This is a genomic window from Levilactobacillus hammesii DSM 16381 (assembly GCF_001434395.1).
Taxonomy (GTDB): domain Bacteria; phylum Bacillota; class Bacilli; order Lactobacillales; family Lactobacillaceae; genus Levilactobacillus; species Levilactobacillus hammesii.
Window position 1 is genome coordinate 146384 of sequence record NZ_AZFS01000059.1, and the last position, 20468, is coordinate 166851.

19 protein-coding genes are annotated in these 20468 nt (G+C 50.2%); 8 read left to right on the forward strand and 11 right to left on the reverse strand.

What is annotated here, in order from left to right; all coding sequences use genetic code 11:
- Positions 1 to 14: 14 nt before the first annotated feature.
- Both FD28_RS07345 and FD28_RS07350 read right to left on the reverse strand, forming a co-directional pair.
- A complete protein-coding gene (locus FD28_RS07345; RefSeq protein ID WP_157059867.1) occupies positions 15 to 707 on the reverse strand; it encodes a YoaK family protein in 693 nt (230 codons plus the stop codon).
- A 25-nt stretch (positions 708 to 732) separates the two neighbouring features.
- The gene (locus FD28_RS07350; RefSeq protein ID WP_057734121.1) at positions 733 to 1680 is read right to left on the reverse strand and encodes an alpha/beta hydrolase; all 948 of its coding nucleotides are present in this window, start codon (positions 1678 to 1680) and stop codon (positions 733 to 735) included.
- Positions 1681 to 2155: 475 nt separating this feature from the next.
- Between FD28_RS07350 and FD28_RS07355 the strand changes: the two genes are divergently transcribed.
- From FD28_RS07355 to FD28_RS07365, 3 genes are all read left to right on the forward strand, one after another.
- The gene (locus tag FD28_RS07355; RefSeq protein ID WP_057734123.1) at positions 2156 to 3964 is read left to right on the forward strand and encodes a M3 family oligoendopeptidase; all 1809 of its coding nucleotides are present in this window, start codon (positions 2156 to 2158) and stop codon (positions 3962 to 3964) included.
- A gap of 73 nt (positions 3965 to 4037) precedes the next feature.
- Positions 4038 to 4460 carry a helix-turn-helix domain-containing protein gene (locus tag FD28_RS07360; protein ID WP_057734126.1) on the forward strand — a complete coding sequence of 141 codons (423 nt, stop codon included), beginning with the start codon at positions 4038 to 4040 and terminating at the stop codon, positions 4458 to 4460.
- Between the two features lie 85 nt (positions 4461 to 4545).
- Positions 4546 to 5397 (forward strand): hypothetical protein, encoded by an 852-nt coding sequence (locus FD28_RS07365; RefSeq protein ID WP_057734128.1) that lies wholly within the window; start codon positions 4546 to 4548, stop codon positions 5395 to 5397.
- A gap of 270 nt (positions 5398 to 5667) precedes the next feature.
- Here the strand turns inward: FD28_RS07365 and FD28_RS07370 are convergent, their stop codons facing one another.
- From FD28_RS07370 to FD28_RS07410, 9 genes are all read right to left on the reverse strand, one after another.
- On the reverse strand, positions 5668 to 6735 hold the full coding sequence (locus FD28_RS07370) for an ElyC/SanA/YdcF family protein (RefSeq protein WP_057734130.1): 1068 nt from the start codon (positions 6733 to 6735) through the stop codon (positions 5668 to 5670).
- 43 nt (positions 6736 to 6778) lie between these two features.
- Positions 6779 to 7264 carry a TMEM175 family protein gene (locus tag FD28_RS07375; RefSeq protein WP_083478145.1) on the reverse strand — a complete coding sequence of 162 codons (486 nt, stop codon included), beginning with the start codon at positions 7262 to 7264 and terminating at the stop codon, positions 6779 to 6781.
- A gap of 454 nt (positions 7265 to 7718) precedes the next feature.
- A complete protein-coding gene (locus FD28_RS07380; protein WP_235806870.1) occupies positions 7719 to 9554 on the reverse strand; it encodes an oleate hydratase in 1836 nt (611 codons plus the stop codon).
- 101 nt (positions 9555 to 9655) lie between these two features.
- Positions 9656 to 10210: a TetR/AcrR family transcriptional regulator gene (locus FD28_RS07385; RefSeq protein WP_057734134.1), complete on the reverse strand. Its 555-nt coding sequence runs from the start codon at positions 10208 to 10210 to the stop codon at positions 9656 to 9658.
- 158 nt (positions 10211 to 10368) lie between these two features.
- Positions 10369 to 10704, reverse strand: coding sequence for a hypothetical protein (locus FD28_RS07390; protein WP_057734136.1), 336 nt, complete (start codon positions 10702 to 10704; stop codon positions 10369 to 10371).
- Positions 10705 to 11138: 434 nt separating this feature from the next.
- On the reverse strand, positions 11139 to 11621 hold the full coding sequence (locus tag FD28_RS07395; protein WP_057734137.1) for a hypothetical protein: 483 nt from the start codon (positions 11619 to 11621) through the stop codon (positions 11139 to 11141).
- 14 nt (positions 11622 to 11635) lie between these two features.
- Entirely contained in the window at positions 11636 to 12043 is a 408-nt protein-coding gene (locus FD28_RS07400; RefSeq protein WP_057734139.1) for a hypothetical protein, read from the reverse strand.
- A 136-nt stretch (positions 12044 to 12179) separates the two neighbouring features.
- A complete protein-coding gene (locus FD28_RS07405; RefSeq protein WP_057734142.1) occupies positions 12180 to 13193 on the reverse strand; it encodes a lipoate--protein ligase in 1014 nt (337 codons plus the stop codon).
- Positions 13194 to 13674: 481 nt separating this feature from the next.
- Positions 13675 to 14136 (reverse strand): RrF2 family transcriptional regulator, encoded by a 462-nt coding sequence (locus FD28_RS07410; RefSeq protein WP_057734145.1) that lies wholly within the window; start codon positions 14134 to 14136, stop codon positions 13675 to 13677.
- A gap of 409 nt (positions 14137 to 14545) precedes the next feature.
- Between FD28_RS07410 and FD28_RS07415 the strand changes: the two genes are divergently transcribed.
- The 5 genes from FD28_RS07415 (at position 14546) to FD28_RS07435 (ending at position 20445) form a co-directional block, all read left to right on the forward strand.
- Positions 14546 to 15583 carry an ABC transporter ATP-binding protein gene (locus FD28_RS07415; RefSeq protein WP_057734147.1) on the forward strand — a complete coding sequence of 346 codons (1038 nt, stop codon included), beginning with the start codon at positions 14546 to 14548 and terminating at the stop codon, positions 15581 to 15583.
- Positions 15580 to 16554: an ATP-binding cassette domain-containing protein gene (locus tag FD28_RS07420; protein ID WP_057734148.1), complete on the forward strand. Its 975-nt coding sequence runs from the start codon at positions 15580 to 15582 to the stop codon at positions 16552 to 16554. Before FD28_RS07415 ends, FD28_RS07420 begins: the two co-directional genes overlap by 4 nt.
- Complete coding sequence (locus tag FD28_RS07425; protein WP_057734151.1) at positions 16554 to 17513, forward strand: ABC transporter permease; 960 nt, start codon at positions 16554 to 16556, stop codon at positions 17511 to 17513. The genes FD28_RS07420 and FD28_RS07425 overlap by 1 nt, the downstream gene beginning before the upstream one ends.
- 16 nt (positions 17514 to 17529) lie before the next feature.
- Complete coding sequence (locus FD28_RS07430; RefSeq protein ID WP_057734152.1) at positions 17530 to 18480, forward strand: ABC transporter permease; 951 nt, start codon at positions 17530 to 17532, stop codon at positions 18478 to 18480.
- A gap of 138 nt (positions 18481 to 18618) precedes the next feature.
- A complete protein-coding gene (locus tag FD28_RS07435) occupies positions 18619 to 20445 on the forward strand; it encodes an oligopeptide ABC transporter substrate-binding protein (protein WP_057734154.1) in 1827 nt (608 codons plus the stop codon).
- Positions 20446 to 20468 lie beyond the last annotated feature (23 nt).

Genomic DNA, 20468 nt, shown 5'->3' on the forward strand with positions numbered 1-20468 from the left:
CACAACCCAACCGTTCATGCCATCGGTTTTTCCATCGCAGCCGGGACGAACAGCCAGGCCAATAGGAGTAGCTTGAATCCGCTGGCGACCCATAAAACATCCAACGCGGCCAAATGGGCTAACCACACGCCCACAGCACAACCTAGTAGGAAGGTCACGAGGACACTTGCTAACCGCAACACCCGTTGTCTCGCCAGGGAATCCCGATTGACTAGTGCCTGATAACAGCTGGTCGCCAGATTTTTCGTGTTTCCGGTCATGATGCCGTTGTTGATGGCGATACCGCCGACCTGCCGGAAGATGGTTAGCTCATAACCCGCGACAGTCCCCAGAAGAAAGATCAACCACGGATCGGGCAAAACGACCTGAAAGCTCGCAATACCGGCATATGCCAGGACATCAAACAACATCAGCCACCGCATCTGCCGCCGATGATTGCCCTGAGCAATCCGTTCACTGAGGCCCTGCGCCACGAAGCAACCTAAAAAGTAGCCGATCCATACAAAACCATTGGTCCACGCCGACTGCCACCCCGCGGTCAGTAGCTTAACGACCCCGACGACCAGGTTTCCCGTCTGCGCACTCACGAAGACCTCGCCGTGCTCCAGAAAGGTATCGGCATCAATCACCCCCATGAGTAGGGTCGCCCCCAGCGCCAAAATTGTATCGGTCAGCGGGCGAAATTGTCGGGTGGTCACTGGTGTCATGGGTCTCATCTCCTCATTGACAACGTTATTCTGGTAGATATTCCGCTAAGAAAGCCTTGACCTTATGTTCATACAACGTTGGATTGTGCGACAGCGCTGCCGCGTGCTTAGCGCCCGGCACCACTAACAACTGCTTCGGTCCGTTGTCAGCACGGTAGACCTGATAGACCATCCGCGTCGGCACAAAGGTATCCGCGCCGCCATGAATAAATAACATTGGCTTATGGTTCTTCTTAACGGCAGCTAAGGCGTTAGCATCCTTGAAATAGAAGCCGGCTTTGGCCTTGGTTACGGCACTCGTCAAGGGTACCAGTGGCCAGTAAGGCAGATTGTACATCTGCTTGGCCTGATACGTGATCTCGGATTCGGCATCGGTATACCCACAATCTTCAATGTAGGCTTTCAGCTGGCTGGGGGTCTTCAAGCCACTCGTCATCATGGTCGTGGCGCCCCCCATGGAGACCCCGAACAAGACGACCTGCGCGTGCTGCCCCTGTTTGGCAATGACCTGATTAACCCACTTCAAATAGTCCTTGCTCTCGTAGTAACCATAGCTAATCACCTTGCCCTGGCTTTGGCCCTGTCCCCGAGTATCGGGAATCAATGTATTATAGCCCAGTCGATGGAACATAGCGGCATAGCCCCCCATGGCTTCCTTGTTGGACCCAAAACCATGGACTAAGACGACCGTTCTTCGCGTGGCCTTCTCCGCGGGAATATAGTCCGCCACCAATTTCAAATCGGCGCCAGCGGCCTTTTCGGTCCAGCGCTGCTTGGGCACATCCTGGTACCATTTCTTCTGGCTGTACAGGGGATCACTCTTTTTAAGCGTGGTTCCCGTTGCCACGAAGTCCTTCTTACCACTAGCGACGGTCATGTTATAGAAATACAGGCTCGCGCCCAACAGGCCGCCCACAATCAGCACGACGATGACGCCCAGGCTGATGAACCCCCATTTTTTTCGTTTACTCACGGTTGTTGCCTCCCAATTCTCAGGCCCCTCAAGGTGACGGGGCTATTTCTCTCTTCCGTTAGTATACGGAGTTCTTTCTGCCAGCGCAATCAATACGAAATTTGCTATAATAGGCACAACCTTGCTGCAACGTTAATGGTTAATTTAATAGTCGTCTCCATAATCCTTAACTCATGGCGACAATCAGGCCAACCCTGGCTTGATAACTGTAGAGCAGTTGGAACACTGGCGGTGGCCGCCGAATCGGAGGCAACTAGCTGACACCCTGTGTTAGTGGTCTTAGTCGGGGTCTTTCCCCGGCTTAGTCCACTGGCCAACTTTGAAACTCACGGTCTTCGAGGTTCAAAGTTGCCCTGAAGACCGCTTCTCAGGCTTCAGGTCTGCCTCATAGGGTGCCTGCTAGTTGCCGGAGATGAAGGCGGCTACCGCCAAGTGCCGCAGCAAGGTGCGTTTGACTGCCTAGGAGGGCCTGCTTATGAAATATTCATTGAATTGGGATCTCGACTCACTCTTTAGTGGCGGCATCAACTCCGCCCAATTAAAAACGAAGCTCACGCAGATCAAGACCGCCATTGCGGGTCTCGGCGATCTTCTGGACCGCTGGGATGCGGCTAGTGACGCCCCGCAGTATCAGCAGTTCATCAAACTCATCAATCAATTACAAGGCATTGAAGCCGGCATCGGCCAGGCTGGTCTCTTTATCTCCGCCGTGGGATCCGCTGACTTTAACAATCCCGACGTTGCCCCCATGGAGGCCCAACTCCGCGACCTGGAAACCCAGTCGGAGAACGTCAGCGGCAAGCTCAAGAAGGTCCTGGTTCAGGTTCCCGACGCCAATTTCACGGCAATGCTGACACAACCGGAACTTCAACCCCTGGCCTTTAACCTGCAGGAGATGCGCGACGATGGCAAGTCCCTGCTCGATGACAAGACGGAGGCCCTCATCAGTCGCCTCGATCTGGATGGCAAATCCGCCTGGAGCTCCCACTATGATTCCCTCGTGGCGACCGTCACCGTCCCGTTTCACGACGCGGAGGGTCACCCCACCACGTTATCTGCAGGGCAGGCCGACAACAACCTACTGGGCAACGCCGACCCGCAGTACCGGGCCGACCTCTTACCTGCGTGGGAACAAGCCTGGACGGATAAGGAACAGCTCTTCGCCGATACATTGAATCATTTGGCCGGCTTCCGGTTAACCGAGTACGCTGCTCACGGGACTACTGATTTTCTAAAACAACCGTTGAAGGACAATCGGTTAAGCGCCGAAACGTTGAACACCATCTGGCAAGTCGTCGATGATCACAAGCAATTTTTGCTCGACTACCTCGATCGTAAGGCAGCCTTGCTGGGCAAGAAGCACGCCGGCTGGCAGGACGTGGAAGCGCCCCTGAATCTACCGGGAAGTCAGCTTCACCACTTCACGTATGATGAAGCAGCGGCCTTTATTATCAAGCACTACGGTGAATTTTCACCCAAGATGGCGGCACTCGCCCAACACGCCTTTGAGCATCACTGGATTGAGGCCGAAGACCGTGCGGGTAAGGCGCCGGGTGGCTGGATGGAAAGTGCACCGGAGACCCACGAATCACGGATCTTTATGACGTTCACTGGTTCCCCCAACGATGTTTCGACGCTGGCTCACGAATTGGGGCACGCCTTTCACTCCAGCGTAATGGAAGATTTGCCCTACTTCCGGCGAGGCTACGCCATGAACGTGGCGGAAACGGCCTCGACCTTCGGCGAACTGATCGTGGCCGACGCCAACGTCCGGGCAGCCAAAACGGACGCCGAGAAGATCACCCTCCTCAACGCCAAGATGGATAATCCGCTGGCGATGTTCCTCAATATCCGCGCCCGCTTCCTCTTCGAAACTCATTTCTACCAGCTACGGCAACAAAAGCTGGTCACACCAGCCGAGCTGAACGAACTGATGCTAAACGCCCAGAAGGAAGCCTTTGGTCATGACCTTTCCACCTATTCGCCACACCTCTGGGCCAGCAAGCTCCACTTCTACATCAACGACCTGTCCTTCTACAACTTCCCCTATGTCTTCGGCTACCTCTTTAGCCTCGGCATCTACGCCAAGGCCCAGCAGGAGGGGAACTTTGAGGACCGCTACATCGCCCTACTTCGCGATACGGCCAACATGTCCACGGAAGACTTGGCCCGTAAGCACCTCGGCGTTGACCTAACCAAGCCTGATTTCTGGCTGGACGGGGTTAAATTAATCAAACGCGACGTCGCAGAATTCATGCGGCTAACCGATTCACTGGTGAAATAGTCTACTTTCGGTTAAAAACAACGCTAAGTGGTATACTAAGGGTAACGACTATCGAAAGAAACGGGTGAGTTGAATGTTTTCTGAACGACTTCGGGCTTTACGGCGCGGTCAACACATTACATTGGAACAATTGGCAACGGCCTTAAACGAACAACAGTCCGTGGGGCCGGATGATCATCCCAATACCGCCTCACAAATTGGTAACTGGGAACGGGGCATCCGTACCCCTTCCTTTATCGAGGTCCGCAAGCTGGCGGAATACTTCGACGTCACCATGGACTACCTCACAGGTAAAGCGGAGCGCGACGAGTATGATCTCGGCCGGTTGTTCCTATCCGGCAAGCAACTCAGCTTTAACCGTGAGCTGTTAAGCGGCCGTGACCGCTACGAAATTTACCAACTGATCGATGGCTACCTGCACGGCCGGGAGAACCGGGTGGCGCAGCAGGACACCAATCAACAAGAAGAATTGGATCTGCACTTAGACGACCATTAACGTTAATGAGTCGGCCGGTTCTTGCCGGTCGGCTTTTTCATTGTCAGCATTCCCTAAAAATTTCAGGACAGAAAGGACCTTTCTCGTGAATCCTAAAAAACTCCGTCAACTCAAGAAAAAAGTTCGGCACCAACCCCTATCACAACGCAAAACAGCCTACATCGCCCGCATGACGGACTACTACCATCAGTTCAATGACTTTCCAGCCGTTAAAATTCTGATTAGTAACGTGCTTCTAGCCGACCGGATGCTCGCGGCGGGAGACCTGCCGCAACAGGTGCCCCTTCTCCAGCTCCCCGATAACGTGCAGGACCAGATCTTCAAGAAGCTGGGCGAGCAGTATCCCGCGGGTGACGCCACTGGCGATAAACTCTGGAACACCTTAACCGACGCGCTGCCCGATCTGGATCACGACTTACGATCATTCCGGGACTATTTGGAAAATCACTATGGCATGTGGGCCTATACCTCCGCCCCCTTTGTGACCGATCTCGCGAAATTTGTGGGCGACCGCGCCGTCCTAGAGGTCATGGCCGGTAATGGCTACATCTCAAAGGGTCTGCGTGATGCCCACAAGACGGTCTACGCCACGGATAGTCAGGCCTGGACCAGTGAAAATGAGACGGGCCGGCATCCCCTAACCGCAATCGAACCCCTAGCAGCTGTCGACGCCTGGCAAAAATACCAGGATGACGTCGGTGTCGTGGTGATGTCGTGGTCACCGGATGGCTTATCATTGGATTGGGATCTTCTCCAAGCCATCCGTGCCACCCACAAGGACGTGGACTTCGTGGTCATCGGTGAACCTCATGGGGCCACTGGCTCCGAGGACTTTTGGAATCACGCCGAACTCTTGGAAAATAAGGACACGCGCGATCTGAACCGGCACTTTACCCAAATCGACTTGGTCCAAGACCACGTTTACCTCGTTAAATAGCCCGCGCAAATATTACAAATTAACAAACTGGCCGTTACCGGTTTCCCTTTTATTAACCATTTGATATTATATTTATGGTTAATCGGCAGAGGGAGGAACCAATCATGGTAGCACTAGGGAATATCTTATTTTATGGCTTGGGATCTTTATTGATCATTGCGGTGGGTTACGCCGCATTCGCAAGTTACCAAGCACATCGCGACGAATAAATTAAAAGCAGAAATTTCAGGGCCTACGGGCACTTGAAATTTCTGCTTTATTTTTAGCAATTTAATGATATTCGGCCCAGACCATGACCAGACTTAGCAAAAACATCAGGCCAATGGCAACCGCGTGCCACCGCTTGTTGCCGACAAAGACCGCAATGTATTCACGGATAATGGCATTCGGCAGGAAGAACTTGGCAGTATGGGCGCCAATCCCATTCGCGGGCACGCCGGCCTTACGGGCAATCATTCCCGCACGGAAGGTATGGTAGCCGTTGGTCACGAAGGTAATCTCCGGCTTCACGGTTCCCCGCGCATCAATGATCTTCTTCGAAAAGACCATGTTTTCATAGGTCGTTTTTGACTGATCTTCGGCGAGCGCCTGCTCCGGTGGCAGACCGTGGTCAATGGCGTACTGCCGCATGGCAACACCCTCGGGCACCGTCTCGTCACCCCCCTGGCCCCCGGAGAAAATGATCACGGGACCCTGGCCGATTTTCCGCAACTGCTTCCGGTAGAATTTCAGGGCCCGATCAATCCGTTGGCCCAACAACGGCGACACTTCGTTACCATTTAGCAAGCCGGCACCCAGCACAATCAAATAATCCTGGCGGTAGCGCGGGTGGTTAAATTGATAAATCACCAGCATCGTTAAATAATTGTAGAACCAAAAGAAGATGTAAAAAATGACCATGCCCGGAAATAGATTAATGAACGTGGCCACCGGAACGGGAAGATACAGCGAGGTTAACCGCACGATAAACGGCGCCAGCAGGATCGCAAGTCCTAAGAACAACGTCAGCATGTTGGCCAGCGTGTGACTCTCGCGGCGCCAGACGATCCACGCATTCCACAAGAGGAGGAACGCTTGGAGCGCAAAGGCCAGTCCAATTAGTAGGATGACCCCAATAAAAATAATCAGGCTAAACCCGAAGAGTAACTTATTCCCCAAACCAATAATCGAGATTGCCAGCATCACCATCGTACTGTAGAAAAAGAGCGAAAACCAAATACCGTTGCTCAGCCGACGCTTCTCAATGGCGTAGCAGGTAAAAAAGACGGCGCCGAAAAACAGGGGCACCAGCCATCCCCAGTACACAACTAAGGGAATATTAAACAACTCATCTTGCATGAAACGCCTCCAAAAAACTTGATAATTTTAGGATAACACGATTTTACGAAAACAACCGATCACTATCGGCTGGCGTCAAAATAGCCATCATAATTAATTCGATCAGCGTAAAGACCAACGACACGGGTGGCCAGTAGAAAATCAGCGCCACAACGCCGGCCCAAATCAGCCAAAACCACACGCTGGCGTGCATCCGATAGACCGACATCCGCCGAATCTTCTGGGCGATTTCGGGATGGTCGTCGCGATTAGCCCGCATGATGGTGTAGGACAGTGCCGCATAGGCCCAGGCCCACAACGTAAAAATAATGAAGTAAAAGAGCTCTGGCTGAACATCGTTGATGAAACGCCCAGCCCAGGCCGTGGAGACCGGGAGCATGCTCATGGTCAGAATCCAGAAATTATTAACCCAGTAAATCTGCTTGGTGACGCGCTTGGTCAGGCTAAACATGTAATGGTGATTGTACCAAGCCACCCCAATAAAGAGAAAACTGATCAGGTACGCCACCAGGTAGCTCCAATTGGCCATCAGCGCCGTAAAAGTGGGCTCCTCAGGCGTCCATGATGGTCAAGGCGATGGCAATAACGGCGTCTGTGAAGGCCTCCACACGTCCTTTGTTCATTGAAAAATCCCCCTCAAAAACTTGTGATAGTTTTAGAATAGCATAACGGTTTATAGGCGGCGTAAATAAGGCCTTACATGGTGTGGCGGCACACCCTTTAGCGGTCTAGCAACCTGAAAAATTCTTTTCATTATTTGAAAGAGGATGCTGTCAGTCGCCAGCGTCGTTTTTATAATCTGGCTTGTTTTAGGGGGCTAGCCAAGCTACGATGGCTCCCGTATACTGCACACACGGCGGAGATTGGTCGTCCTTATCTGTCAATCCTTTTGAAATGGTCATTGACCAAAACACCAACGCAAAAAGGCCGCCAACTGGCAGCCTTTCCGCTAACACCACACAGGATCTACGGGGGTAAAGGGTTTATTTGCTATGTGGTGCCTTGGGGTGCAACACCGCGGCCTTTTGGGGGATCGTCTGGTCACGGCCAAGATACATCTGGTAGTACGGGGGTACAGCGTTGACTACCTTTAACAGCTTGGTTGTCAATGCGGGTAATGCCGCCGGGTCGATCTGCGGCAGATCCGCCACCGTCACATCACCGTGGATGCCTTGGAACCGTTTGATCCGTTCTAAGAGGTACCGGATGTCGTAACGCGAGGGGTTGACTTCCAGTGGCTTCTTGTCGAAATCAAGCAGTTTGTAGACGGCTTCCAGCCCAGTCCGGACGGAAGTTTCTACCGTGAAGACAACGTCATCATCAATCTCCACAAACTGTCCCAACAGACCCAGGTTTGTGCAACCAGCCGGTACACCCAGCGGCCGGTCACCGGCCCGCCGCGGCATGAATTGACTGGTACAGTAAGGCATCATCGCCGTGGACATGTAGGTGTGGGCTAAGACCTCATCCTTAATATCCAACATACCCAAGTGATAGAGGAGTTCCGTCAAGATCTCATCACCGGTACAGTCCCACATCCGTTTCTTAATGTAGTTCCCTTCGTTTTCACCATACAGGCCATAGCCCCAGCCGACTTCTTCATCATCCGCCTGATACGGGAAGAATGGCTTGTGGTGAATTTCGAACGACAGGTCCCAGTTAGAATCCCTGAAGGTCATCAGACCACCGGTGCCGGCCGGACTCCCTGACAGCTCCTCAATGCGTTTGAAGAACTCGGGATAGCCCTTAACCGTTGGGAAGAATGAAATCCACTTGGTCTTGTCGATCTGGCCCAAGAACTTCTCGGGATGGCCGAACTTGGCATCCTTTTTCGCAAGATTTTGCCAAATCGTAAAGGTTCCCATGTCTTCGGTATCGCGATTCGTTGGTGCCACCGTCTGATTATCGCCAAAAGTACTGTTTTCACTGATAGATCCGGTCGTGACGAAGACTAAATCTTGGCGGTTCACGTGCACGTTCGCCGGCACGCCCGCCCGCGTCGCCACAATCTCATTAACTGTATTGTTGGCATCCGAAAAACCAAGATCGGTCACGGTAAAGTTATTCTCGAAATGAACGCCCTGATCAATCAGCCAGCGTTCAATCGGCAAGATAATGGCATCATATTCGTTGTATTTAGTATGAACAAAGCCCTCTAAGTATTCGTGACGGGCAATGAAGGTAAACCGTTGCCAGTAACGCCGGCATTCAATGGCACTGTGGTAGTGTTTGAACGCCAATTGACTGTGAAAACACGTCCAAAAGTTCGTCTTAAAGAAATCCGGATCAAAGAACTCATCCAATCGTTTATCGGCCAGCTCTTCTTCCGTAGAATTGATGATCTTCTGCATGGTTGCCGCATACTCCGGCTTCATCTTGTAGTCATGATAGTGGCTGTCGATTTCGCCCTGGTTGACAATCACCCGCGCCTCACTATGGATCGGTTCATCACGATTAAAGTCAACCACATCGTCCAAGACCGTCCGCCCCGGATTTTCCAATGACGGAATCTTGCTGCAGAGGTACCACAGACATTCCATGTAGGGTTCCAATTCCCGTTCGGCCCGACACAGGTAACCTTGGCTACTCTTAGTTCCATCCATCGAACCGCCCATCACGGGTTTCTTCTCATAGATTGTGATGTTGCGCGCCGGCATCTGGGCATCGTCAATCAAAAATACAGCTGTTGCCAAACCTGCAATCCCGCCACCAACAATACTGGCGCGCCGATCGTCAATTCCGGCCGGCTTTAAGGGATGGTACATCGTCTGATAGATATTCATGGAGATGACCTTCTTCGTTTTGGATTTCTTGCTCATCTCTAACGATACGACCGGTCTATCGGGGATACAATTGACAAAAAAAGCGGGTTGTCAAAGTTTTGACAGCTCGCCATTTCTGTAAAGTTTGGGGGCCTAATTTATTCGGCATACTTATGCAGGGCCTTTTGAAAGTCCCCTTGCACCAGGACCCCCGTCTGTTCCACGATGTCCGCCGGGTCGTCCTTAAGGCCATCCTTCACCCACTCAAAGATCAGGGCAATGAAGGCCAAACTATAAAAGTGCGCGATGAAATCCTTGTGGTTTTGGGCCACGTGCATCCCCACCGCTTGCCGCTCCACGACGGCCAATATGTATTGATACAGGACGGTATAGATATACTTTTCCAGCAGGTCACGGTACGCTGACTGGTAGGTATTCTCCACCAAATAACGATTGGCCTTAATGGTCATCATCACATTATAAAAGCCATGCTGCCAATTGTCATAATCCGCAACATTTTTAAGCGATTCCGCCGTTGCTTCACGGGCCGTCCACTCGACCAACTCGTAAATATCACTGAAATGATTGTAAAAGGTTTGCCGCGTAAGGTCGCAGGCATCGACGATCGATTTAATTGTAATCTTATCAACCGGCGTCCGCTGAAGCTGGGTCACGAGTGCATCCGAAAGCTGTTGCTTGGTATTCTTTCCCATAGGTCATCGCCCCTCTGAGGCTAGTATATAATGATTCGCTATTGGGAACAACGGGGCTTTAACGCAAAAAAAGCTGTCGACAGTAACAGCTTGGCACTTGCTAAATTCAATGACCCTTGACCACTAACGGCCGGTCTTGCTGTCGGCAATCTCCCAACTTACCTTGCGGGAACCGCATGTACATGACCATGGGCGTGAACCCGCCCCGTTGTCGAGATGACGATGCCCTGTTGATAAGCGACCACGACTTTCGTTAAGTTGACGGCCTCATACCGGCGGATAGATGTCTTGCCCCGAACGGGCTTGCGAACAGCGTGCTTGGTGGGTAACACTGCCGTCTCAAGGTCCTGGCCGCAATCAGCAGTCTGACTGGCTTGGGCTACGACCGTCGTCCCCAGCCACTGATGGGCGCTATAATTTGATTGACGCGTGTCCCCCAGCACACCAATTCCTAACGTTATCGCAACGATCAACAGGCATTTGAGCCATCCCATAAATGATTTTCTCCTTCTTTTCCATTAGTTTTTAGTATATATAAACTATAACATTAAAATAATGCAAAAAGATGCCACACTTTCGTTAATATGGTTAATAGTATGCGTTTACATTCAGTGAAATTGCCTTTTATGCTTCTAATTATTATTTTACTGTTTAAACTATCCGCAATTAGTTAAAAAACAAAAAACGCCCGCTTCATCCCAAAGGGACGAAACAGACGTTTTTACCACAGCATTCGCCGAAACGAATGGATTTATCTCGGAATCCACATTCCCTCAAAATCAGACACGTCACAATACGGTGACATATGTGCCCTGCTGACAAATTCACCTAGCCGCTTGCGCGGACGCCCCTTGCAAGCAAGGAACGCGTGATTTCTCGACTCATCGCATAGGAATAATACTACCACAGCGATTGTCCGAGCGCAAGGTTATTTCTTTTTAACATCGGTTTCTTCTTTATTCGTCTCGGCAGCTTGAAGCTTCTCAATCTGCAGACCTAACCAATCGTGAAGACTTTGATCGGCTATCTCAGCCTGATCCACATAGGTCGTGGCCGGTGCCAACGCATCAATCCGCAGCCCGGAAGCGTTGATATCCGGCGTTTCAATCACCGCGTAGACGTTTAGGTCGCGTTCTTCGTTGGTCTCCATGATCTTACCAATCGTCTTCGTATCCTGTAAAGGTAAGTTGATCACACTCATTTCCAACCGCACGGAAGCTTCCGTGTCAGTTAGCTTCAACTCAGCTTGGGCCAACTTATCCGCGCCGATCTGCTGACGAATAAAAGCTGCCAATGGCGCCATGGTCCCATCCGGGTCAGCAAAAAACTTGGCCTGCGTGGTCTCCGCCGTGAAATGTTCCAATTGATCATCCGCTACTGCGTCAATAAATGTCTGTACTTCTCGCTTCATTTACCCACCTCGTTTTAATGCCCGAATCTTTTCCGGTCACGCTTGTCTCGTTCGTCCTTCCGCAATCGTAACGCGAGCACGAGCCAATATGCATTGGCCACCATGACCGCGATACTGCCGACTGACATCAATACGCGTACCATCAAGGATGCGTGGTTGTAGCCCCACATCGTAATCAACACGCTAATGAGCGACAATGAATACATCGCAATGACTAGACCCATCAAGTAAAACGATGGCCGCCAATCTAGCGCCGCCAAGACGATGGTAATGACATAGAGGCCAACTGCCAAAGCGGAGGACCGCCAGAATTCACTCATGGACGTTGCTAAACCCACAAACGAGCGCGACATCAGGAAATTAATAACCAGGAAGCCAAACAGCGAAATGATGGCCCAGGCAATCACGTTACGATCTTTCATTTAGAATTAAACTCCTCAATAATTTCAAAGTAATTAAAAACGTGGCCCCAATCGACCACGTTTTCGTCAATTTCAATTTCTATTTTAACGTATCTGGCCTATAAAATCAGCAATTCCACCAATTCTTAGGCGAGAATTAATCGACCAATAGATCCAAGACGTCCTGCGTCTCAATGCCATTGAAGTATAACTGGGTGTTAACACTATTCAAAACAGCGCCAACGTGCTCCCGATCGTACCGGACGCCCTTCAATTTATCCGCCAATTCGGTCGCATCGCTCGGCCCGAAGAAGTCGCCATAGAACTTAATGTTTTCGATCTTCCCGCCATCAACTAATAACCGGGCGTCGATCGTCCCAGCCGTGAAGTGTTGCCGCTTCTTGACCGTGAATTCTGGAGAATTTCCGTAAACCCAGTCCCAGTTAGCGTAGTAGTCATTAAAGATCTGATCAATGGCTGCTTGTTCGCTATCGGCAATCTGAACTTCCTTGTCGGCAATGGCGTCCAAATTATCCACGTGGAACAATTCCTTTAACAAGGTGTCTCTAAATTCGGGAACCGTCAAGTTTTGATACTCTGGTGCCAAGTAAGGTTTCAGATTCGTCACCCGGGAACGAACCGACTTAATGCCCTTGGACTTCATCTTGTCTTCTGGCACGTTTAACGCATGTGCAATCACGTCTTGATCCACATCCAGCATCAACGTCCCGTGGGAGAACGTCTTGCCACTGTGAGAATACATCGCGTTGCCGGAGAACTTCTTACCGTCAACTAAGATGTCGTTCCGCCCAGAAACTTCGACGGATTTAGCCCCCATGGCATGCAAAGCATCGACTATGGGTTGAACGAAAGACTTGAAATCGCCAAACTCTTCGCTGTCGCTATCAACCACGAAGCTAAAGCAAAGGTTGCCGAGATCTTGATAGACAGCGCCACCACCCGATAACCGACGGGTGACCGTGATGTCATTTTCTTCCACGTATTTTTGATTAATCTCTTCCAACGTGTTTTGGTTCCGACCCACGATGATGCAAGGCCCTTCGTAGTAGAACAAAACGAGTGGTTCATCGAACTTCTTATTGTTCATTAAGTACTGTTCGGTTGCTAAGTTGTGACGAATATCATGTGACTTCATGGCATACCAATACATAACTCAAAAACCCCTTTCGAATTAACCAATCGCCGGGTAACGACCCCGGTTACGGTAAATCATAGCACGCATTGGAACCGATTACAATTTAGCACCAATATAATGGAAAAGAGTGTGCAAATTGCCCCACAATCAGGGCCGCCAAACGGTGATGCCACGCTAAACGGCGTAGCTACAGACCGTACGCGTGAGTCCCGTGAAAACGCCATTGAAAAATCACCATTCGGTTATTGACTTCACTTTCAACTAAACGCCATCCCCTATTTTCCTCAACACTATGACGCTCTGCCCAATAGCCGTCCTCAGAGTGACAAAACTCAGGCAAAAAAAGATCCACGCTGCAATAGCGTGGATCCAGCCCCCGTCAGAGTTCACCCCTGGCGGTTATGACTGTTATTAATGATGGCCTTAGTCACCATTCGATTTTATACCTTTATTATAACGCCACTAACTAAAGTTTAGTAGCATTTAGCTCACTAATCTAGTCGCTGATTAAGCGCCGAAAATAACCGTGACCATGCAGATCTTGCTTCAGATCGGTCATCGTAAATTGATGATAAAACTTACGATAATCTTCATCAGCCAACGTAAAAAGATCCGTCAACGTCTGCGAAATATTAGCCGAAATATCGGTCGCATCCGTATCCTTGGTGCCCTTGGAGTCACCGGTGATGAACCGTGCGTAGCTAATGGTTGGGGGAATTGTCAGGTCGTAGAGTTCCCCCACGTTGATCTCATCCAGGCTCCGAATTAATTGGTACCCGCCATTTTTCCCAACGGAACCCTCAATGTAGCCCTGCTTGTGCAGCACGGAGAGTATGTTGCGGATCATCACCGCATTTAGTTGTAGTGACGTTGCCAGTTCCCGGCTCGCTATTTTACGAGGACGATTCTCGTCCAGGTAGAGCAAGCTGTGAACGGCAACGGAAAAGTCTAATCTCATCGTCTAGCCATCGCTTTCAAAAAGTCTGTAATCAATACTGGTATCATACCACAATTTAGGAAGAAACAGGCGAATCTAATGGAAGCCCTTAGAATATTCTCATCTGGAATATACATGCATAACTTTCCAGATGTTTGTATACATTGCGTCTGTTAATTATTGGTTTAGCAAGCAAATTGACCAACTTAATACTTTCAAGTTAAATTTTTTATCATTTTATTCAATATCTGCGAAGATTGATATAACAAAGTTTATGAGGATTTTATGAAGAAATTATGATTAGTTTTAAGAATCAAGGGGTTGTAAATGAGAATTTGATTAACTATAATCAAAAACAATTATTGTTCGCAAGCAGATTGAATATACAAATCCGTTTATTCATAAGGCTTCATCTACAAATGAGAGGTAGATGAGAACATTGGGAGGGATTTCCGTGGAAACCGCATCAAACTTTCTAAACATCAAGGACGTCAGCACGGCTTTCAAGATCGACGGCCAATACTATGACGCCATCTCCCACATTAACCTCCAGGTCCAACACGACGAAATTCTCGCCATCGTTGGTGAATCAGGCTGTGGTAAAAGTACCCTAGCTACGACCATCATGGGACTTCATGATCCGGCAGAGACTAAAATTTCCGGCGAAGTAGATTTCGAAGGCACCGACCTCCTTAAATTAGATGAAAATGGCTACAATCAGTTCCGCGGGGCCAAAATTGGCATGATCTTCCAGGATCCCCTGTCCGCCCTGAATCCCTTAAAGCGGATTGAGGATCAGATTAGTGAAGTCATGGATTACCATACGGATTTATCGGCCGAGGATAAACACAAACACGTGCTTGAGCTACTCGACCAGGTTGGGATCGTCAATCCCCAACGAACCGCTCGGCAATTTCCACATGAGCTTTCCGGAGGGATGCGCCAACGGGTCATCATCGCCATCGCGATTGCCTGCAAACCCGACCTCATCATTGCCGATGAGCCCACCACGGCGCTAGATGTCACCATTCAAGCACAGATTCTAGACGTCCTCCGTGATATCCAGAAGGAAAATCACGCTGGCATCATCCTGATTACTCATGATTTAGGGGTTGTGGCCGAAACAGCCGACCGAGTCGCGGTAATGTATGCCGGCCAAATTGTGGAACAAGGCTCCGTTGAACAGGTCTTCAACACCCCCGAGCATCCCTACACGCGTTCCTTGTTACGGTCCATGCCACAACGAGACAACGAAAATGATGATCTTTACGTCATTCAGGGGAACGTGCCTTCCTTACAGAAGATGCCGGCCACGGGTGATCGGTTTGCGCCCCGGATTCCCTGGGTGCCAGCCGAGGCTCACGAAGAACACCCCACCATGCATGAGGTGGCACCGGGCCATGAAGTCCGCTGCACCTGCTACAAGCATTTCAAATTTCCAGATGAACAAGGGAGCGTGACGGTATGAGTCTAATCGAAATCAAAGATCTCAAAGTTCACTACCCGATTCGTTCCGGCTTCTGGAACCGCGTAACCGATTCTGTCCGTGCCGTGGATGGCGTCAGCTTCGATATTGAAGCCGGTGAAACTTACGGACTCGTGGGCGAATCGGGATCCGGTAAGTCGACCACTGGTAAATCTGTGGTCGGCCTGGAAAAGGTCACAAGTGGTTCCATTATGTACAAGGGTCTCGATATTACCAAGGCGGAAAATCGGCGCAAGTTGGACTATAACCACGATGTTCAAATGATCTTCCAAGATTCCCTCTCTAGTCTAAACCCCAGAAAGCGGATTGAAGATATCATCGCTGAACCCCTCCGCAACTTTGAAAACCTCAGCAAAGACGATGAAAAATTGCGGGTTTTGCAGCTCTTAAATATCGTTGGACTAGATGCTGATGCGCTGTACAAATACCCTCACCAATTCTCCGGTGGGCAGCGACAACGGATTGGCGTTGCCAGAGCGGTAGCGACGAATCCCAAATTGATTATCGCTGATGAACCCGTCTCCGCTTTGGATCTTTCCGTTCAAGCACAAGTACTGAACTTCATGAAGAAAATTCAACGTGAATTCGGCATTTCCTACCTATTCATTTCCCATGACTTGGGGGTTGTCCGGCACATGTGCAACAACATTGCCATCATGAACCGGGGACGCTTAGTCGAGATCGGGACCCGGGACGATATTTACAATCATCCCCTACACATCTACACCAAGCGGTTGCTCGCCGCCATTCCCGAAACTAACGTGAACTCTCGTGAAGCGCACCGTGCCTCACGTCTGGCCGTTGAGGAAGTCTATCGCGAACAACAGAGTAAGTACTACGACGAACAGGGTGAAGCCTACCCACTGGTTCAAGTCACCCCCACGCACGCCGTTGCCTTACCCCAAAACGTTGCACAACAGCTCGCTCGTCAGGAAGGAGAGGTGCAGGCCTAATGTGGAAAACGATTCTACGGCGTTTCCTAATCATGATTCCCGAAGTCATTATCCTAAGTATCCTGGTCTTCCTCTTGGCAAAGGCGATGCCCGGTGACCCATTTACCGGCTCCATCAACCCAAAGGCGGACCCCGCACAGATTCATCATTTAATGAAAATCAATGGTTTATATGACCCTTGGTACCAACAGTATTGGAACTGGGTCGTTCACTTGTTCCACGGTAACCTCGGAAACAGTTATCAATACCAGGAACCCGTTACACGGTTGATTGGTGGTCGGGCCGCCAATACCTTATGGCTGGCCTTGTTTACCATGATCCTGACCTACGTCTTCGCCTTACCCATGGGTGTCTACGCCGGTCGCCATGAAGGCAAGCTTCCCGACACCGTCATTCGGGTCTACACCTACGTCACCTACTGCATCCCCTTCTTCGTGATCTTAGTGATCGGGATTTGGATCTTCGGTTACGTCTTGGGGTGGTTCCCCACAACCGGGTCAATATCCTCGGACGCTACAGGATGGCTACATACCCTCGGGTCGCGTTTCTACCATATTCTGTTACCCGGTCTGCTCGGTGCCTTATTCGGAACTGTGAACATCGTGCAATACCTGCGTTCCGAAGTCATCGATTCCAAGCATTCCGACTACGTTCGGACGGCACGGTCCAAAGGGGTGCCAAGTAAGGACATCTACCGGCATCACATCTTCCGGAACTCCTTACTCCCCATCGCCGCTTTCGCCGGTTACTCCATTACCGGTCTGTTAAACGGTTCAATCTTTACCGAAACGGTCTTCTCTTACCCCGGGATGGGTTTGCTCTTCGTGAACTCCATCAGCTACCGGGACTACACCGTCATCACCGCTTTGGTCCTGATTTATGGGATCTTAAACCTGATTGGGACATTATTATCGGATATTATTCTCAGCATTGTCGATCCACGAATTCGAATCCAGTAAAGGAGGCTAAAACAGAATGGCAGAAAATTTCGAACAACACTCAGACATTTCCGCGGCTGATTTAGCCCGGCTGACTCAGGAAGCACAGGCGGAAGCCACACCTTCCACGGCCAAGATTATCTGGAGTGAATTCAAGGCGGATAAGCCCGCCATGGCAGCGCTCATTATCATTGTCAGTTTCATTCTCTTCGTCATGATTGGGGCCCTATTCATCAATACCCCTAAGATGATGGAGACTAACATCATGGGGTACTTCAACCAGCCGTTCACCGCGGATTATTGGCTAGGGGCCGATTCTGCGGGACGCTCGGTCGCCAAGCAGTTAATTGTCGGGTCCCGGAATTCTATTGGGATTGCCATTGGTTTGACCGTCATTTCATCCACGTTTGGGATCTGTTGGGGACTCATTTCTGGATACTTCAACGGTTACATCGACTGGGGAATGCAACGGATCTATGACTTCATGATGATGTTACCCATGACCATGATGATCATCGTTCTGGTCACCATCATTCCCCATTACAACTCCGTCACGCTGACGTTCATCTTCTCCATCTTCTACTGGGAAGGAACGTCACGGTTGATTCGGTCACGAACCTTGGCCGAGTCGGAAAAGGACTATGTTGCCGCCTCTAAAGCTTCCGGAACCAGTCATTGGAAGATTATTTTTAGAGAAATCATGCCCAACATTTCGTCGTTAATCATCGTTGACTGTACCCTTTCCTTCGCCGAAAACATCGGGGTTGAAACGGGGCTCTCCTACCTGGGCTTCGGGCTGCCAAGCCAGACGCCTTCCCTAGGGACCATGATTGCCAACGCCAACGACCCCAACAACATCACCCAATACTGGTGGACGTGGTTGCCAGCGGCGCTAGAAATCATCGTTTTGTGTTTATCAATCAGCTACGTTGGTCAAGTCCTGCGTCGTGCCGCGGATGCTTCGCAACGACAAGGTTCTATCAACTAGTCATTAAAACCGTCAGTCATTTGAGGAGATGGTGCCCACTCAAGCAGTACCTTTCAACCCAGCGTAATGACGAGTGATCCTGAGGAGAATTGCCCGCCTGTCTCACAGAGGATTTAAAAATCAAGGGGGAAACATAGTATGGATAAGAAAAAGCTCGCCTTGTCCGCAATGGCGGTTCTCGCAACCGTTAGCCTTGCGGCATGTTCCAGCAAAAGTTCATCCAGTTCCAAGAGCGGAACCAGTGGTGCTTCCGTTCAGTTGAAGGCGTCATACAACAACACGAAGGCCACTGATAAGACCGCAACGAAGAACAGTACATTAAAGCTTGCCGAACCAAACGACTCGCCATTCCAAGGGATTGCTGATCCCGTATTATCCACTAATCAGGAAGACGCCGACGTCTTCTCACCTGGTGCTGACCAACCTGGTAACACCAACGGCCTGTTCCACACGGATAAGAACTTCAAGATCGTCAAGGGTGGCTTGGCTAACCAAACGATCAACCGGAAGGCCAAGACCGTCACAATCACCCTGCGGAAAGACGCTAAGTGGTCAAACGGTAGCGCCGTTACCGCCAAGGATATCGAATATCCTTACGAAGTGATTGCCAACAAGAAGACGACTTCACAACAATACTCTGCCGACTTCAACAACATCAAGGGGATGGCTGCCTACCATACGGGTAGTGCCAAGACCATCTCCGGGATCACCTTCCCCGATGGGCAAAAAGGCCGGACTGCTGTGATTCATTTAACTAAAGTCACCCCTGCCATGCAATACTTGGGGAACTCATTCATCTGGGCATCCGTTGAACCTTACGAGTACATCAAGAACGTGCCAATCGCTAAGTTAGCTTCCTCCACGCAAGTTCGGAAGAACCCTCTCTTCACGGGTCCTTACAAGCTGGATAAGGTGGTCGAAGGTGAATCTACGACTTGGTCCCCTAACAAGTACTACTACGGCAAGACACCACAGATCAAGCACATCACGATCAACGTGGTTTCTTCCAACAACATTGATAAGGCTATCCAATCGAACAAGTACGACTTCACGGTTCCTAACAGTGTTATGCATGGTACCGACTACAAACAGTTGAAGAACGTCAAGAACTACCAGATTGTGGGTCAACCAGCCCTGTCTTACGACTACTTTGGCTTTAACGTCGGTCACTACGACACGAAGACCCAAAAGAACGTCATGGACAAGAACAGCAAGATGGCCAACAAGAGCTTGCGTCAAGCCATGATGTACGCCTTGAACCTCGATGCTATCAACAAGAAGTTCGGGAACGGGATTACTTGGCGTGCCAACACCTTGATTCCACCAATCTTTAACAAGTACTGGGATGCTTCAGCCAAGGGTTACCCCCTGAATATCAAGAAAGCCAACAAGTTACTGGACGACGCCGGTTACAAGAAGCGTGACGGTAGCAAGTGGCGTTCCGATCCTAATGGCAAGAAGTTAACCATCCACTTCGGTACCATGACGGGGACTTCTGCCCAAGCTGCTGAATACCAAGATTACCTGCAACAATGGCACAAGATCGGCTTAAACGTGCAATTCACTGGTGGTAAGACCATGGAAATGAACAGCTTCTACTCCACGTTGCAAGCACCTAAGCAAAACAAGATCGACGTCTACGCCGCTGCCTGGGGCTTATCTAGTGAACCTACCCCTACGCAACTCTACGGTGAAGATGCCACCTACAACATGGGTCACTTCGTTTCCAAGAAGAACACGCAATTAATGGCTAACTTGAACAACAACAAGGCCTGGAACGACAAGTACCGGACTAAGGCCTTCAAGCAATGGCAAGAATACATGAACGAACAGGCTGCCGTCGCACCCGGTTCATTCAGTTACAACTGGAGTCCAGTTAACAAGCGGGTCAAGGGTTACAATGTGAGCGCTGCTAACGGTAACTTCTGGACGAACTTGACGTTAACTTCTTCAAGCCTGAAGTAAGCTTAACCGTTAAGTTGTCAAAA

Excerpts from the sequence above, each read along its gene's own strand:
- FD28_RS07370 (WP_057734130.1), bottom strand. The coding sequence starts at position 6,735 with ATGCAAGATGAGTTGTTTAATATTCCCTTAGTTGTGTACTGGGGATGG.
- FD28_RS07430 (WP_057734152.1), top strand. The coding sequence starts at position 17,530 with ATGGCAGAAAATTTCGAACAACACTCAGACATTTCCGCGGCTGATTTA.
- FD28_RS07420 (WP_057734148.1), top strand. The coding sequence starts at position 15,580 with ATGAGTCTAATCGAAATCAAAGATCTCAAAGTTCACTACCCGATTCGT.
- FD28_RS07375 (WP_083478145.1), bottom strand. The coding sequence starts at position 7,264 with ATGGCCAATTGGAGCTACCTGGTGGCGTACCTGATCAGTTTTCTCTTT.
- FD28_RS07425 (WP_057734151.1), top strand. The coding sequence starts at position 16,554 with ATGTGGAAAACGATTCTACGGCGTTTCCTAATCATGATTCCCGAAGTC.
- FD28_RS07400 (WP_057734139.1), bottom strand. The coding sequence starts at position 12,043 with ATGAAAGATCGTAACGTGATTGCCTGGGCCATCATTTCGCTGTTTGGC.
- FD28_RS07385 (WP_057734134.1), bottom strand. The coding sequence starts at position 10,210 with ATGGGAAAGAATACCAAGCAACAGCTTTCGGATGCACTCGTGACCCAG.
- FD28_RS07345 (WP_157059867.1), bottom strand. The coding sequence starts at position 707 with ATGACACCAGTGACCACCCGACAATTTCGCCCGCTGACCGATACAATT.
- FD28_RS07405 (WP_057734142.1), bottom strand. The coding sequence starts at position 13,193 with ATGTATTGGTATGCCATGAAGTCACATGATATTCGTCACAACTTAGCA.
- FD28_RS07380 (WP_235806870.1), bottom strand. The coding sequence starts at position 9,554 with ATGAGCAAGAAATCCAAAACGAAGAAGGTCATCTCCATGAATATCTAT.
- FD28_RS07395 (WP_057734137.1), bottom strand. The coding sequence starts at position 11,621 with ATGAAGCGAGAAGTACAGACATTTATTGACGCAGTAGCGGATGATCAA.
- FD28_RS07415 (WP_057734147.1), top strand. The coding sequence starts at position 14,546 with ATGAGAACATTGGGAGGGATTTCCGTGGAAACCGCATCAAACTTTCTA.
- FD28_RS07390 (WP_057734136.1), bottom strand. The coding sequence starts at position 10,704 with ATGGGATGGCTCAAATGCCTGTTGATCGTTGCGATAACGTTAGGAATT.
- FD28_RS07360 (WP_057734126.1), top strand. The coding sequence starts at position 4,038 with ATGTTTTCTGAACGACTTCGGGCTTTACGGCGCGGTCAACACATTACA.
- FD28_RS07355 (WP_057734123.1), top strand. The coding sequence starts at position 2,156 with ATGAAATATTCATTGAATTGGGATCTCGACTCACTCTTTAGTGGCGGC.
- FD28_RS07435 (WP_057734154.1), top strand. The coding sequence starts at position 18,619 with ATGGATAAGAAAAAGCTCGCCTTGTCCGCAATGGCGGTTCTCGCAACC.
- FD28_RS07410 (WP_057734145.1), bottom strand. The coding sequence starts at position 14,136 with ATGAGATTAGACTTTTCCGTTGCCGTTCACAGCTTGCTCTACCTGGAC.